The organism is Sphaerisporangium siamense, from assembly GCF_014205275.1.
GTDB lineage: Bacteria > Actinomycetota > Actinomycetes > Streptosporangiales > Streptosporangiaceae > Sphaerisporangium > Sphaerisporangium siamense.
This window is the reverse complement of record NZ_JACHND010000001.1, coordinates 5,920,678-5,935,302: the sequence shown is the minus strand read 5'-3', so window position 1 is coordinate 5,935,302 and position 14,625 is coordinate 5,920,678. Positions and strand designations below refer to the sequence as shown.

The 14,625-nt window shown below is 71.4% G+C and carries 12 protein-coding genes; 9 read left to right on the top strand and 3 right to left on the bottom strand.

The window, feature by feature from the left end; all coding sequences use genetic code 11:
* Window positions 1–138 precede the first annotated feature (138 nt).
* The gene (locus BJ982_RS27335) at window positions 139–711 is read right to left on the bottom strand and encodes a TetR/AcrR family transcriptional regulator (RefSeq protein WP_184884710.1); all 573 of its coding nucleotides are present in this window, start codon (window positions 709–711) and stop codon (window positions 139–141) included.
* A 310-nt stretch (window positions 712–1,021) separates the two neighbouring features.
* On the opposite strand from BJ982_RS27335, the gene BJ982_RS40620 reads away from it, so the two are divergent.
* Together BJ982_RS40620 and BJ982_RS27325 are read left to right on the top strand one after the other, a co-directional pair.
* Window positions 1,022–1,789, top strand: a complete 768-nt coding sequence (locus BJ982_RS40620) for a tyrosine-type recombinase/integrase (RefSeq protein WP_184884707.1) — start codon at window positions 1,022–1,024, stop codon at window positions 1,787–1,789.
* A gap of 2 nt (window positions 1,790–1,791) precedes the next feature.
* Window positions 1,792–2,472 (top strand): hypothetical protein, encoded by a 681-nt coding sequence (locus BJ982_RS27325; RefSeq protein ID WP_184884706.1) that lies wholly within the window; start codon window positions 1,792–1,794, stop codon window positions 2,470–2,472.
* 234 nt (window positions 2,473–2,706) lie between these two features.
* Here the strand turns inward: BJ982_RS27325 and BJ982_RS27320 are convergent, their stop codons facing one another.
* Together BJ982_RS27320 and BJ982_RS40615 are read right to left on the bottom strand one after the other, a co-directional pair.
* Window positions 2,707–3,192, bottom strand: a complete 486-nt coding sequence (locus tag BJ982_RS27320; RefSeq protein WP_184884704.1) for a hypothetical protein — start codon at window positions 3,190–3,192, stop codon at window positions 2,707–2,709.
* A 548-nt stretch (window positions 3,193–3,740) separates the two neighbouring features.
* Window positions 3,741–5,756: a fibronectin type III domain-containing protein gene (locus BJ982_RS40615; RefSeq protein WP_184884702.1), complete on the bottom strand. Its 2,016-nt coding sequence runs from the start codon at window positions 5,754–5,756 to the stop codon at window positions 3,741–3,743.
* 1,732 nt (window positions 5,757–7,488) lie between these two features.
* On the opposite strand from BJ982_RS40615, the gene BJ982_RS40610 reads away from it, so the two are divergent.
* From BJ982_RS40610 to BJ982_RS27280, 7 genes are all read left to right on the top strand, one after another.
* Window positions 7,489–9,348 (top strand): sensor histidine kinase, encoded by a 1,860-nt coding sequence (locus BJ982_RS40610; RefSeq protein ID WP_184884700.1) that lies wholly within the window; start codon window positions 7,489–7,491, stop codon window positions 9,346–9,348.
* 243 nt (window positions 9,349–9,591) lie between these two features.
* Entirely contained in the window at window positions 9,592–10,104 is a 513-nt protein-coding gene (locus BJ982_RS27305) for a gluconokinase (RefSeq protein ID WP_184884698.1), read from the top strand.
* A gap of 12 nt (window positions 10,105–10,116) precedes the next feature.
* Window positions 10,117–11,736 (top strand): GntP family permease, encoded by a 1,620-nt coding sequence (locus tag BJ982_RS27300; protein ID WP_203958806.1) that lies wholly within the window; start codon window positions 10,117–10,119, stop codon window positions 11,734–11,736.
* Between the two features lie 102 nt (window positions 11,737–11,838).
* Complete coding sequence (locus tag BJ982_RS27295) at window positions 11,839–12,321, top strand: cation:proton antiporter regulatory subunit (protein WP_184884696.1); 483 nt, start codon at window positions 11,839–11,841, stop codon at window positions 12,319–12,321.
* Window positions 12,322–12,326: 5 nt separating this feature from the next.
* Window positions 12,327–13,484, top strand: coding sequence for a cation:proton antiporter (locus BJ982_RS27290; protein WP_184884694.1), 1,158 nt, complete (start codon window positions 12,327–12,329; stop codon window positions 13,482–13,484).
* A gap of 55 nt (window positions 13,485–13,539) precedes the next feature.
* Window positions 13,540–14,097, top strand: coding sequence for a ferritin-like domain-containing protein (locus BJ982_RS27285; protein WP_184884692.1), 558 nt, complete (start codon window positions 13,540–13,542; stop codon window positions 14,095–14,097).
* A 124-nt stretch (window positions 14,098–14,221) separates the two neighbouring features.
* On the top strand, window positions 14,222–14,614 hold the full coding sequence (locus BJ982_RS27280; protein WP_307784613.1) for a VOC family protein: 393 nt from the start codon (window positions 14,222–14,224) through the stop codon (window positions 14,612–14,614).
* The last annotated feature ends 11 nt before the right edge of the window (window positions 14,615–14,625 follow it).

The following is a 14,625-nucleotide window of genomic DNA, read 5'->3' as shown; positions in this document are numbered from 1 at the left end:
TCTTTCTGTCGATGTTCGCGCTGGACCCGTGGTCGGGCGCCGAAGCGTTCGGTGGCCGTCAGGACGTGTGCCGAAGGGCGGGGACAGCCGGTCGGGCTGCGGCCATCCGCGCGGGGGCGAGGACGGCGATGCGCCGGCTCACCGGCGCCGTAGCAGGGGCAGGAGGATGTCGTCGACGAGGTGGACGAGGAATCGCTGGTCGCATGGCTCGCCGGCGAAGATGAGCCGGTGAACGATGAGGGCCGGGGCGATCTCGGCGAACAGCCCGGCCGCTCCGGGCACCAGGTGTTCGCCGCTCTCGGTCGCGCCGCGAAACGGCTGTTCGGTCATCATCGCCCCATCGCGGCGCAGGATCCGCCGCATGGCCGCGGCGAGCTCCGGGTCGCTGCGCATGCCCGCGAACAGGGCGCCGAGCAGCCCGACCTCCTGTTCACCGATCTGCCGCGCCAACCACCCCACGAGCTCCAGCAAGACCTCGCGAAGATCACCTGACCAGGTGACCGGTGGAGTGTCCACCGCGCGGCGCTCGACCGCCGCGGCCACCAGCGCGGCCTTGCCGGCGTAGCGCCGGTAGACCGTCGGCTTACCGACCCCGGCCCGGGTCGCGACCGCCTCGATGGACAGCTGGTCGTACCCGACTTCGGCCAGCAAGCACAGCGTCGCGTCGAGTATGGCGACGTCACGGCCGCTGTCACGTGGCCGGCCCCGCATCGGCGAAGCCTCACCCGCCCCTGACACACCCACTCCTCATTTACGAAACGGAACTGGCACGTAAAGAAAATACGCACGGACGGGGGAGCCGGTCAAGGCCGGCTTCGCCGCACACCCGACCGCACCGTCACCCTGTCCGGCGAGCACACCGCCTGCCGCTGGATCCACCCGGCCGACGCGCACGACAGAGACCTGACCCCCGAGTCCGTTCAGACCATCCACGCCTGGCTCCAGCACACCGCCGAGAACAGTGAGCGGCCTGCTCGCACGAACTTCTGAGAACGACGCTTCTCGGAAGAACACTCCGGTGGTGACTTCCGAGAATCCGGTCCCGCCCAGGTCACAACCCCCCGGAACAACTTCCGAGAACACGGAGCCGGCAGCAGGCGCGGCCCAGCCGAAGCGGCACGGCGCCCGCCCTACCCCGCTGCCCGCCGCCTACCAGCAGACGCTCGCCGACTACATCACCGCGCTGGAGCAGGTGCCGCTGGCCGCCGACACCCGCCGCACCTACGCCTCCCGAGTGCGGATGTACCTGGCCTGGCTCGCCGAACGGCCCGCCACCAGGAACGGTGATCCGCTCACCGACCGCCGCGCCCGCGACTGGGCGGTGCGCGACTACCGCCACTACCTGCTGCGCGAGGCCGACCCCAAACGCTCGGTGCGCTACGTCAACAACGCCCTGGCCGCCCTGGACGACTTCCACGTCCGGCGCGGCCTGGGCAAGGCCGACGTCGGCCGCGAGGACATCCCCAAGACAGCGCCCAAGGCGATGAACGCTCCGGCCCAGATCCGCTGGCTGCGCGCCATCGAGGACTGGCCGCACCCCCGCGACCGCGCCCTGACCCTGCTGCCCTTCTACGCCGGGCTGCGCATCGGCGACGCCGTCGCCCTGGACGTGCCCGACGTGCGCCTGTCGGCCCGCAAGGCCCTGCTGATCGTCTACGGCAAGGGCGGCAAGATCCGCGAGGTGCCCATCCACCCCCAGCTGCGCCGGCCCCTGACCGACTGGCTGGACGCGCGCCGCTCCTGGCCCGGCGCCACCCAGCGAGCGCCGAGCCCCTGGCCGCCCGCCTGACGATGCTCGCCGCCGACATCAGCGCCGCCACCCAGTCCGGCGACCGGCTCGCCCCGGTCACCCTCGCGCACGCCTGCCGCGGCTTCGTGCTCGCCGGTTTCGTCAGCGGCCTGCTCGACCAGTACGCGATCCCGCGCCGCGATGCCTTCGCCGTGGGCGACGATTACTGTGAGCGCGCCGTCACCCTGCTGACCGAGGTGCTCGGCGAGCAGCTACGGCGCCGCTACGCCCAGGGCACCCGCGGCGCCGACCTGGCCGCACTGGCGCGCAGCGGCGAGGCGGAACTGCTCGGCGCCAGCCCCGACGACGTCGACATCATCGCCGCGGCGATGATCACCCTCGCGGCGGTCCTGCAGGACGCGCTCGCCCCGCTGCCGGACAACGAGAGCCTGCCGCCGACCATACGGGGAGCCGCCCGGATGGCCGCCGACACCGCCCGCGTCCTGCACGCCCACTACGGCGGCATCCGCCCTCACCATCGGCATCCAAGGTCCCGGCGCCCAAGAACGCATCAACCAGCTCCGAAACGCTCTGACCAGACTCATCACCAAACACGGCTGGACCGTCCGCGACGCGCCGCGCTGAACGGGGCGATGCCACCCGCGACTCACGTCCCGTCCGAGCCCGGCACGCTTGGCCCGGGCAGCGCCAGGAAACAGCCCTTGCACAGCAGCTTGGCCTAATCGTCGGCGAGCACGGCCCCCCACCGGCTGCTCTGCCGCGCGCCACAGCGGCGGCACGCGAACTCGGTCGCCCCCGACAATCGGTGCAACATCACCTCGCCACGACGCTCGGGCGAGGCGACGACGCGGTCTGCCAGGCGCTGTCCCATCAGGAACCGTCCTTGAGTTCTGGGAAGACGCTGCGTGGTGCTCAACGTCAGCGTACGGACCACGTCTTACACCAGGCCAGCCTCTTCAAAGCCAGCGCGGCAACCGCTTAGCGGGAATTTCCGGCCGGATATGACCACGACCCGGGAAGGCGGTCTGGTCGACACCGGCGAAGTACAGGCGGGCGAACAGGCCAAGGACGGTGAGTGTGCCACCCCAGGCGGCCAGGTGAGGACATCGCGGCGCGATGAGCCGGGCCAGGGTGATGTAGGCCAGGCACAGCAGCAGGGCTCCGGCGACGAAGCAGGCCTGCCCGGCCAGAGCCGGGACGGGATTGGCCTGGTAGGCGGCCAGCTGCGAGGGGGCGGCGAACTCCTGGCGGTCGAACCAGGTCAGCTGGGTGGAGGTGAAGGGACCGGCGTACAGGGCCAGGTGGCGCAGCAGCAGCGCGACCGTCCAGGCCAGAGGACCGAGAACCAGAGCCGAGCCGCCGATGAGCCGGCCGGGGAACCAGATGCCGCGGCGGGGGAGGGCGGGGATCGTCGTCCATGCGCGGATGGCGGGATGAGGCATGCCCGCCACTGTGGGGCACCGGCGACGCGGGCACATCGGCCGACAGGCGTGCGCAGGACGTCGCTTTGATAGCGGCCGCGCGGCGGCACCGCTTGAAGGGGCGGAACCCAGGGCGGAACCCCCGCCACCCCAATCGCTTTATAGATCTACGTTGTAAAGGACGTGGGTTGTTGAACTACAAACAAGAAAGGACAAAAAAGCCCTCCTCCACGACGGCAGTGCCAGCCGTGACAGAGGGGATCGTTGCGTGGCGTTCCTCCTGGTCACAGCGGCGTGCGGTACTGCGGGGGCCGTGGCGAGCGTACCTGTCACGACGGCACCGTGGCCGCCTGGGGGGCGCTGGCCCGGCGGCTGTCGGGTACGGCGCCGTACCGGTTCGCCGGGCTCGAACCCGAGGCCGGCGATGCCGCCGAGAGCGGGGCGGACGTGCGGCACCCGGGAGTGCGGACGGTATTCGGTCTGGCCACGTGCGTGGCCGCCGGACATGGCGAGGCCGCACCCCGGGGGGAGTTGGGGTGCGGCCTCTGGTCTGTGCGGTGAGGAGGTGGTTACGGCAGGGTCGCCAGGTGGGGCTTGATCGTGCGGGAGAAGTTCCAGTTGTTGGAGGCGTCCCAGTTGATCGACCAGGTCATGGCGCCACGGATGCCGGGGTAGGTGCGCGGCGGGACGAAGGTGCCGCAGTTGGTCTTCTTGGCCAGGCAGTCCAGGGCCTGGTTCACCAGGGCGGGGGAGACGATGCCGCCGCCGGCGGCGCCGGGTCCGGCGGGCAGGCCGAGGGCGACCTGGTCGGGGCGCAGGCCGTTCTCCAGCTGGATGCAGGCCAGGGCGGTCATGAAGTTGACGGTGCCCTGGGAGTAGGCCTGGGCCTGGTCACAGCCGAGCATGGACCCGGAGTTGTAGAACTGGGTGTGCACGACGGTGAGGATGTCCTTGATGGCCAGGGCGAGCTGGAAGTAGGTCATCCCGGTGGACTGCATGTCGATGGTCTGCGGGGCCATCGTGATGATCAGGTCGGCGCCGGCCTTGGCGCGGAGTTTGCGCAGGGCGTCGGCCATGTAGGTGGCGTTGAGGCCGTTCTCCAGGTCGATGTCGACGCCGTCGAAGCCGTAGCTCTGCATGAGGGCCCAGGCGCTGTCGGCGAAGGCGGTGGCGGCGGAGGAGCTGCCGACCTGGACGCGGCCGGCCTCGCCGCCGACCGAGAGGATGACCTTCTTGCCGCGGGCGTGCAGGGACTGGATGTCGGCCTTGAACTCGGCCTCGGTGTAGCCGCCGACGGCGGTGGCCAGAGCGGGGTCGAGCTGGAAGGACAGCTGGCCGGGGGTGGAGGTGGCCTCGGCGAAGGCGACGGCGATCAGGTCGTACTCGTTGGGGGTGGCGCCGAGCTTCATCTCCACGGCGGGGTTGACGAAGTTGTGCCAGTAGCCGGTGAGGAAGTGCTTGGGCAGCTGGCCGCCGGTGGTGCACCCGGTGGTGGTGGCGGTGACGGCGTCGCTGGCGGGGGACTCGCTCTGGGCGTTGTAGGCCTTGACCGTGTAGGTGTGGGTCTCGCAGGTGCCGAGCGAGCTGATGGTCGCGGTGGTGGCGCCGGTGGTGGAGGTGCGGATCGTGCTGCCCTCGTAGACGCGGTAGCCGCTCACGGTGCCGGTGGTGGAGGCGCCCCACGACAGGGTGATCGAGTTGTCGGTGGTGGTCGCGGTCGGCTTGCCGGGCTTGCCGGGGATGGTGGTGCAGCCGGTGGTGGAGGCGGTCACCGGGGCGCTGGCCGCGGACTCGCCCTGGGCGTTGTAGGCCTTGACCGTGTAGGTGTGGGTCTCGCAGGTGCCCAGGGAGCTGATGGTGGCGGTCGTGCCGGTGACGGTCGCGCGTACGGTGGTGCCCTCGTAGACGCGGTAGCCGGTCACGGTGCCCGTGGAGGCGCCCCAGGACAGGGCGATGGAGGAGGCGCCGGGGGTCGCGGTCACGGTGCCGGGCTGACCGGGCGTTCCGGTGTTGCCGCCGGTGGTGGTCGCCGAGACCGCGGTGCTGGCGGCCGAGCGGTTGCCTGCGGCGTCACGGGCGCGGATCGTGTAGCTGTAGGTGGTCTGGGCGGTGAGACCGGAGTCGGTGTAGGTGGTGCCGGTCGCGGTGGTCACCAGGGTGGTGCCCCGGTAGACCTCGTAACCGGTCACGCCGACGTTGTCGGTCGAGGCGTTCCAGGCCAGCGTCACGCTGTCGGAGCCGGTGGCGGTGACGCGCACGTTGCCGGGGACCGACGGCGCGGTGGTGTCGGTTCCGCTGTCGCCCGCCGGGGCCCACAGCGCCGGTACGTTCGGCGGCTCCCACCCGTTCAGCGACGTGTGGGCCTGCACGCACCGGTAGTCCTTGCCGTTGTAACTCACGATCGTGCCGGCGGTGTACGCGGTGTTCGGCGCCCAGGCGGCGGCAGCGGCGGCCACCGTCGAGGAGGCCTTGGCGACGATGGCGGTGGGGGCGGCCGCGGTGGCGGCCCCGGGCGTGAGGGACACGGCCGCCGTGCTGAGCACGAGGGTGGCGAGCAGGACGATGGGATTTCGTTTGGGGCGCATGGGAGTCCTCGGCCTGGGGGGATTTGGGCGCGCGTGTCAGCCACGCTTTCTTTTAGGAAAGTTTCCTAAGAGTTGCCGAGATCGTAGCTTTTGTCCCCGACCCGTTACAAGGCCTAAAACCCATCCCACCCGAACCGGCCCCCACCAGCCCTGACCTCACCCGGATTGGCACGCTCCATCACACCGGCCAGCCAGAACGACAGCCCGGGGGAGAGGAGGAGAAGATCGCAGAGGAGGAGGGCGCGGGATACGGACACCCGCTGGGCCCGCCGGTGGCAGCCGGGGCCTGAAACCACGGCGACGTGGTCCCGAAGTCGGGCAGGCGCAGCTCGCCGCCGTTACGCGCCGGAGAGCACGGCCTCGGGGTGGCGCTCATGCGGCGCATCACGCCTCGACTCCGCCCCGAGACGGAAGAAGCCGAACACCTCACCGACGGTCGCGCCCCGGCGTGGTCGACGACCGGCATACAAGCTCGGGCACGCGAGAGGGGCTCGGCCAGCGTAGGCGTCGCGGCAACGTCACGTTCGTGCGGGCGGTTTGGCGCCGCACGGGTCCCCGCACCGGACGATGGAGCGGCCCAGCGATCCGTCCGCCGCGAAACGGCAATCCTGCATGCCGTCGCCCCAGCCGGATTCGAGGGGGTTCTCAGCGGCGAGGGGAGGCGTCCTGCATGTGATGCATAAGTGCGATTATGCATCACATGCAGGTGAGCGGGGCCCCGACAGGGGCCGCACACCTCCCACCATCGGCCGCGATAACACCCACGCCTGTGGAGATCTGCCTGGCGCACGCCATGATCGCCATCGTGACGACCTCCACACGCGGACCGAGCCACCGCGCGGCCGTGGGCGGACACGCCACAGGATCAGCGCGGCCGCGTGGCGTTTGCGTACGGCCGGTCTGTGGCGCTCGCGGGCGTCACGACGACGCAACGACCCGCCGACAGCTCGGCGCCGGCCATGACTGCCTGCGTGTGCCACCGGGCGTCACACGACCGTGTGTTCGCCGGAGTTCCATGAGGCAGGTCCTCGAGATGACGCCGATGTGAATGGCGTGCCGTCGGCGTCGTACAGCCTGCGGTACCAGGCGACGTGTTCGGCGTAACCCCGCCCGTGTAACCCCGCCCGTTCGTGCGGCCCCTCGGACTTCTCCCCTGGCTACGCCCGCGCGCTGCGGATGTCCGAATATCGTCATATCGTCGGGCGACGATCATGGCCGGGAGCCGCTGTGGATACGTCCCCCGAGTCTGTCCGTCCCGCGCCGACCGCGCGGTCCGCCGTGCAGCGGTCGTAGCCGGATCGGCACGTGCTTCATGGGGATGTCCGGCCGGTGCTTATGCGTACCGATGTCCCATACCAGACAGAAGCTCAATTCTGTTAGGTATAGGAAAGGTTCGGCGAAAGGGGTTCGTCGGCCCGCAAAGCCGCTGGAAATCGCTGAATCCCCCGCACGGGTCCCCCGGAGATGCTCACGCCGTCACGCCGTCGTGCTCCGGTGCCCGCCGGTCGCGGGTGTCTGCTCGGCGGTGCGGACGGGAGCACGCACGTCGCCGCCTGCGGTGCTTCGGCCGATGGCCCCTCCCCTGGCCTGTGGGCGTCGCCGTGCCGGGTGGGGAGGATCGTCACTGGGGGTCTGACCTGGTCGTCAGAGTTTGCTGACAGACCTGAGCTGGCCTCACAATCCCCTCTTGGGGGGATCAATGAGGTGGAAAGCGGGCTGGGTGCCGCGGGTCGTGGCGGTGTCGCTGGGTGTGCTCGGTCTGGCGGCGTTGGGCGCGCATGTGGTGATCGAGGTCGCGGTGAATCCCCGGCCGCCGGGTGTGGGTGACACCGCGCGGGTGCAGGCGCTGCTCAGTACGCCGCTGGGTGTGTTGATCGCGCTGCGCCGGCCGTGGTTGATCGCCGGGTGGTTGTTGTTGCTGGTGGGGGCGGCCAATGGCTGGGTGGCGCTGGCGATTTCGTTGCATGAGGTGTTCGGGCGGGGTGCGGTGCCGCTTCCGCCGTCGTTGTACTGGCTTGTGTGCTTTCGTAGCGCGATCACCATGTGTGCGGCGTTGATGCTTCCGTTGGCGCATCCGGACGCGGGGTTGCTGCGGCCCCGGTGGCGGTGGGTCTATCTGGTGGTGATCGTGTGGCAGGTGCTGCTGCTGGGGGTGGCGATCGCGCGGGCGCACGAGTCGGCGGGGCCGTGGGCGGGCTTCTCTCAGGTGTCGGCGGTGGTGTGCGGGCCATTGCTGTGGGTGAGCCTGCTGGTGCTGTGCCTGCGGTTCTGGCGTGCGGGTCCGGAGGTGCGGCGGCAGATCGCCTGGCTGGCCCCGGTGGTCGCGTTCGACAACCTGGAGTTCACCGAGATCCTCGGCTGGGAGTATCTGTGGCTGGACACCGTCGGGGAGGCGGCCGTGCCGGTGGCGGTGGCGGTGGCCGTGCTGCGTTACCGGTTGTATGCGATCGACACGCTGGTGAGCCGGGCGGTGGTGGGGGGCGCGCTGGTGGGGTGCGTGGCCGCGGCGTATCTGGCGGCCGGTGCGCTGGCCGGGCTTTTCCTGGCTGATTACGGGGAGTTGTTCGGGGTGGCGGCGGCGATCGTGGCGGGGTTGTCGTTTCTGCCGGTGCAGCGGCGTCTGCAGCGTCTGCTCGATCGGCTGTTGTACGGCAGGAGCGGGGATCCGCGGGCGCATGCCGAGGCGTTGCGGCGGCAGATCCAGTACGCGGGTCCGGCGCAGGCGCTGGAGGCGGCGGTGCGGGCGGTGGCGGGCGGGCTTGCGGTGCGGGGGGCTGCGGTTCAGGGCGGGGAGCGTGTCGTGGTGGGTGAGCTCGGGGAGGATCCGCGTGGGATTCCTCTGGTGTGGCATGGCGAGCCGGCCGGGACGTTGCTTCTGGGGCCGCCGGGGGCGCGGCGTTTCCCTCGGGCGTATGAGCGGCGGATGCTGGCGGTTCTGGTGCCGATCGTGGCGGATGCGGCGCATGCGTTGCGAATGGCCGGTGATCTGCGGCGGTCGTGGGAGCGGGCGGCGGTGGCGCGGGAGGAGGAGCGGCGGCGGCTGCATCGGGATCTGCATGATGGGCTGGGTAGCCGGTTGACGGGGATGGCGATCGCGCTGGAGGCGGCGCGGCGGTCGTTGGGGCACTCCCCTGATGTGGCGTATCGGCTGCTTTCTGATCTGCGGGTGGGGTTGGAGAGTGTGAACGGGGAGATGCGGGAGCTGGTGCAGGGGTTGCGGCCGGGCACGCTGGAGGCGGTGGGGCTGGAGCGGTCGATCCGGATGCTGGCGCCGGAGGTGGCGGTCACGGTGGTGGGGAGTCTGGAGGGGTTGCCGCCGGTGGTGGAGGTGGCGGCGTACCGGATCGTGCAGGAGGCGTTGACCAATGCCCGGCGTCATTCGGGGGCGAGGGTCGTGAGGGTGGTGCTGGAGCGGGCGGGTGGGCTGCGGGTGGTGGTGTCCGACGACGGGGTGGGGGTCGGGGTGGTGTCGGGGTCGGGTTCGGGGTTGTCGACGATGCGGGAGCGGGCGGCCGAGGTGGGGGGCAGGTGTTCGGTCCGTGGTGGGGAGGGGGGTGGCACCGTGGTGGAGGCGGTGTTCCCGGTGGGGTGATCTGTCCGGCGGAAAGACCTGATCATTTGGGAGTAATGCGGCGATTCAGGGTCATGATGTGCGAGAACTTGTCGTCGCTGGAGAGGATCGCCGATGACCCGCGCCGATCGCCATGCCGCCGCCGCTCCCCTGGGTTCGGTTTCTTCCGGCGGTTCCGGGCCGGAGTCGGGTGGGCCCGCCGGGGGTGAGTCCGCTGCTCCCCTGGGCGGTGCGGGGAGAGGTCCTGCGCCGCTGGTGGTGGTCATGGGGGTGAGCGGGTCGGGGAAGACGACGGTGGGGGTGGCGCTCGGCCGGCGGCTGGGGGTGCCGTTCGCCGACGCCGACGACTTTCACAGCGCGGAGGGCATCGCCAAGATGTCGCGGGGCGTGCCGCTGGATGACGGTGATCGGATGCCGTGGCTGCGGGCGATCGGGGCGTGGCTGGCCGGGCATGCCGCGGGGGGTGCGGTGGCCAGTTGTTCGGCGCTGAAGCGTTCCTATCGTGAGGTGTTGCGGGAGGCGGCGCCGGGGGTGTGTTTCGTGCACCTGGACGGGGACGCGCGGGAGGTGCGGCGCCGGGTGGCGGGGCGGCTGGGGCATTTCATGCCGGAGTCGCTGGTGGAGTCGCAGCTGGCGACGCTGGAGCCGCTGGAGGCCGATGAGCCGGGGGTCGTGCTGGATCTGGGGCATGGGGTGGAGGAGCTGGTGGAGGAGTATCTGGCGGCGGTGGCGCGGGGCGGGCCGTGCGGGGGGCGGCCGGGGCGGGGCGAGCGCTGAGGCGGCGGCGTCGTGGGGCCGCTGGAGGTGTTCGCCGGTGCGGGGTTCGTGCGGGAGGCCGGGCCGGCCGTGGTGAGCGGGCAGGAGGCCGGGGTGTTGGGGCTGGTGTCGCAGGCCGTCGCGGCGCCGGTGGCGGGGCCTGGGGGGCGGCTGGTGGCGGCGGCGCTGGCCGGGGTCGTGCTGATCGTGGTGGCGATCACCTGGGCGCGGTTGCACGCGTTCGTGAGCCTGGCGCTGGGGGCGCTGGTGGCGGGTGCGGTGGCGGGGCTGCCGATGGGCAAGGTGATCGAGAGTTTTTCCTCGGGGTTCGGGGACACCGCGGCCGGGGTGGGGACGCTGATCGCGCTCGGGGCGATGTTCGGGGGGTTGCTGGCGGGGTCGGGTGGGGCCGAGACGATCGTGTCGGCGATCGTGGCGCGTCCGGGGAGGCGGTCGTTGCCGTGGGCGATGGCCGGGGTGGGGGCGCTGATCGGGCTGCCGATGTTCTTCGAGATCGGCCTAGTGCTGCTGATGCCGGTGGTGTTCCTGGTGGCGCGGCGGACGGGTCTGCCGCTGGTGCGGGTGGGTCTTCCGGCGCTGGCGGGGTTGTCGGCGATGCATGGGCTGGTGCCGCCGCATCCGGGGCCGTTGGTGGCGGTGGACGCGTTGAAGGCGGATCTGGGGGTGACGCTGGGGCTTGGGGTCGTGGTGGCGGTGCCGGTGGTGGTGCTGGCCGGTCCGGTGCTGTCGCGGTACGCGGCGCGGTGGGTGCCGGTGATGGCCCCGGAAGTGGACGCTGAGGTGGGCGCTGAGGTGGACCGGTCGCGGGTGCGGTCGGCTCAGGGTGCCGGGGCGCGGGCGGACGGCCCGGGTGCCGCGGCCGCGGGTGGTGGCGGTGGTCCGCAGGGGCGTGACGGCGACGCCGGGTCCGGAGGGGCCGAGGCGGCTTCGCGGCGGGGCGGGGTCGGTGCGGTGGAGGGTGTGCGGCGGCCGTCGCTGGTGGTGACGCTGGCGACGGTGCTGCTGCCGGTGGTGTTGATGATGGGTAAGGCGGTGGCCGATCTGGCGCTGGCGCAGGGGGCGCCGGCGCGGGTGGTGCTGGACTTCGCCGGGACGCCGTTGGTGGCGTTGCTGGTCGCGGTGCTGGTGGCGGTGTTCACGCTGGGGGTGGGCGCGGGGTTGGACCGGGCGGGGATCGCGGGGTGTCTGGAGCGGTCGCTGGGGCCGGTGGCGGGGGTGTTGTTGATCGTGGCGGCGGGTGGGGGGTTCAAGCAGACGCTGGTGGACAGCGGGATCGGGACGCTGGTGGCGGGGTGGGCGCGTGAGGGCGGGGTGCCGGTGGTGGTGCTGGCCTGGTTGGTGGCGGTGTCGATCCGGTTGGTGACGGGGTCGGCGACGGTGGCGACGGTGACGGCTTCGGGGATCGTGGCGCCGTTGGTGGTGGGGCTGGGGTCGGCGCAGACGTCGTTGGTGGTGCTGGCGGTGGGTGCGGGGTCGTTGTTCTTCTCTCATGTGAACGATGCGGGGTTTTGGTTGGTGAAGGAGTATTTGGGGGTGAGTGTCGGGCAGACGGTGCGGACCTGGTCGGTGATGGAGTCGGTGATCTCGGTGGCGGGGCTGGTGCTGGTCCTGGGGTTGGGGGCGGTGGTGTAGGCGGGGACGTGCTAGCCTCACAAACATTCGCCCTGAATATGACCATTTATCCGTCATGCGGGGCGGTCGTGGGCAGATTCGGACGGCAGGGGGCGTGTCCCGGTGGAGATCGAGCAGACCGCGCTGCCGGGGATCGGGCTGAAACACGAGTTCACCACCCAGTCCGGGCGCAGGATCGCGGTGGTGTCCCACCGCACCGGCCGCCGGGACGTGGTGGTGTACGACCGGCACGATCCCGACCGTGCGTGTGAGACGGTCAAGCTCAACGACGAGGAGGCCGACGCGCTGGCCGAGTTGCTCGGCGCGCCGCGCATCGTGCAGCGGCTCAACGACCTGCACCGTGAGGTGGAGGGACTGGTGAGCGTGCAGCTGCCGATCGGCGAGGGGTCCCCGTACGCGGGGCGGCCGATGGGGCAGGCCCGGGCGCGGACCAGGACCGGCGCCTCGATCGTGGCGGTGGTGCGCGCCGGTCAGGTGCACGCCAGCCCCTCCCCCGACTTCGGTCTGGCGGCGGGGGACGTGGTGGTCGTGGTGGGCAGTCCGGAGAGCACGGCCGCGGTCGCCGACATCCTGGTGCGCGGATAGCCGGCGTGCACACTGCGACAATCTTCATCGAACTCGGTGGCATCGTTCTGGCTCTTGGCGTGCTCGGGGCGCTCGCCCTGCGCGCGGGCATCTCCCCCATCCCGTTGTACCTGCTGGCGGGGCTGGCGTTCGGCAAGGGCGGGATCCTGCCGCTGGCCACCAGCGAGGATTTCGTGGCGGTGGGCGCCGAGCTCGGGGTGGTGCTGCTGCTTTTGACCCTCGGTCTTGAGTACAACGCCGATGAGCTGGTGGCGAGCCTGCGGGGCAACGCGCGCGGCGGGCTGGTGGATCTGGTGCTGAACGCCGCGCCCGGGGCGGTGGTGGCGTTGCTGCTCGGGTGGGGTCCGGTGGCGGCGGTGGCGATGGCGGGGGTGACCTACGCGACGTCCTCGGGGATCACGGCCAAGGTGCTGTCGGATCTGGGGTGGATCGGCAACCGGGAGACGCCGGTGGTGCTGTCGCTGCTGGTGTTCGAGGACCTGACGATGGCGATGTACCTGCCGATCCTGACGGCGATCCTGGCGGGGGTGAGCCTGGCGGGCGGGGCGGTGACGGTGGCGATCGCGCTCGGGGCGGTCAGCGTGGTGCTGGTGGCGGCGTTGCGGTTCGGGCGGTTCATCGAGGCGTTCGTGGCCAGCCCGAATTCGGAGGTGCTGCTGCTGAAGGTGGTGGGGCTGGCGCTGGCGGTGGCCGGGGTGGCCCAGCAGTTGCAGGTCTCGGCGGCGGTGGGGGCCTTCCTGGTGGGGATCGCGCTGTCGGGTGAGCTGGCCCATGAGGCGCGGGCGTTGCTGATGCCGCTGCGTGATCTGTTCGCGGCGGTGTTCTTCGTGTTCTTCGGGTTGCAGACCGATCCGGGGTCGATCCTGCCGATGGCGGGGATCGCGGCGGTGCTGGCGGTGGTGAGCATGGTGACCAAGCTGGCGACGGGGGCGTACGCGGCGCGGCGCGCGGGGGTGGCGCGTGCGGGGCAGGCGCGGGCGGGTATCGCGTTGATTCCGCGCGGGGAGTTCAACATCGTGATCGCGGGGCTGGCGGTGGCGGCGGGGGCGCATCCGGATCTGGGGCCGCTGGCGGCGGGGTATGTGCTGATTCTGGCGGCGTTCGGGCCGTTGGCGGCGCGGCTGGTGCAGCCGTTGATCACGCTGGTGGCGCGCCGCGCCTGACCGAAGTCGGACAATTCCGCGCATTTCCGGCGTCCGGCTTGGGTACACCGACGGCATGGCGGAGTTTCTCACCGACATCCAGACCCTGCGCGACCGTGCCCGGGCCGAGATGGACAAGGGCCCGGTCACCCAGGCCTACGGCGCCGACCTGCCCCGGGTGGTGCAGGTGTGCAACGAGGCGCTGGCCACCGAGATCGTGTGCGTCCTGCGCTACAAGCGGCACTACTACACCGCCACCGGGATCCACGCCGAGCCGGTCGCGGCGGAGTTCGCCGAGCACGCCGCCGACGAGCAGCGGCACGCCGACCTGCTGGCCGACCGTATCTCCCAGCTCGGCGGCGAGCCGGACTTCGACCCGGCGCGGCTGAGCACCCGGGCGCACACCCACTACGACGGCTCGCTGGACCTCATCGAGATGATCAAGGAGGATCTGGTCGCCGAGCGGGTGGCCATCGCCTCCTACACCGAGATCGCCCAGTGGCTGGGCGACGGCGATCCCACCACCCGGCGGCTGTTCGAGGTGCTGCTGGCCGATGAGGAGGACCACGCCGACGACCTGGCCAACCTGCTGCAGCGGCTGCCCGCCGAGGCCGGCGGGCGCCGGGAGATCTAGCCCGCCCCTCCCCCGGGCGGCGCGGTTATAGTCGGAAGGGAGAGCACATCGAAGGGGACGGGGCGCCCGCGCGCGCCGTTCCCGGGCCCGCGCCGGGGGCGCGGGCGCGCCGCAGAAGGGGCTCGTGGCCGTGTCCGTGCAGCTCAACCACACCATCGTCCACTCACGCGACAAGCGCGCCTCGGCGGAGTTCCTGGCGCGCATCATGGGTCTTGAGGTGGGGCCGCCGTACGGGCCGTTCCTGCCGGTGCAGACCTCCAACGCGGTGACGCTGGACTACGCCGACTCCCTCACCGACACGATCGTCCCCCAGCATTACGCGTTCCTGGTGAGCGAGCGGGAGTTCGACGAGATCTTCGGCCGGGTCCGCGCGGCCGGGCTGCCCTACTGGGCCGGGCCCCTGCATCACGGCCCCGGGGAGATCAACCACAACGACGGCGGGCGCGGGGTGTACTTCGACGACCCCGACGGGCACGCCCTGGAGATCATCACCCGGCCCTACGGCAGCGGCGGCTGACCCCGCCCCGC

Coding starts and splice junctions, on each gene's coding strand:
- BJ982_RS27335 (WP_184884710.1), bottom strand. CDS start 711: ATGCGGGGCCGGCCACGTGACAGCGGCCGTGACGTCGCCATACTCGAC.
- BJ982_RS27325 (WP_184884706.1), top strand. CDS start 1,792: ATGCTCGCCGCCGACATCAGCGCCGCCACCCAGTCCGGCGACCGGCTC.
- BJ982_RS27320 (WP_184884704.1), bottom strand. CDS start 3,192: ATGCCTCATCCCGCCATCCGCGCATGGACGACGATCCCCGCCCTCCCC.
- BJ982_RS40615 (WP_184884702.1), bottom strand. CDS start 5,756: ATGCGCCCCAAACGAAATCCCATCGTCCTGCTCGCCACCCTCGTGCTC.
- BJ982_RS27305 (WP_184884698.1), top strand. CDS start 9,592: ATGGGGGTGAGCGGGTCGGGGAAGACGACGGTGGGGGTGGCGCTCGGC.
- BJ982_RS27285 (WP_184884692.1), top strand. CDS start 13,540: ATGGCGGAGTTTCTCACCGACATCCAGACCCTGCGCGACCGTGCCCGG.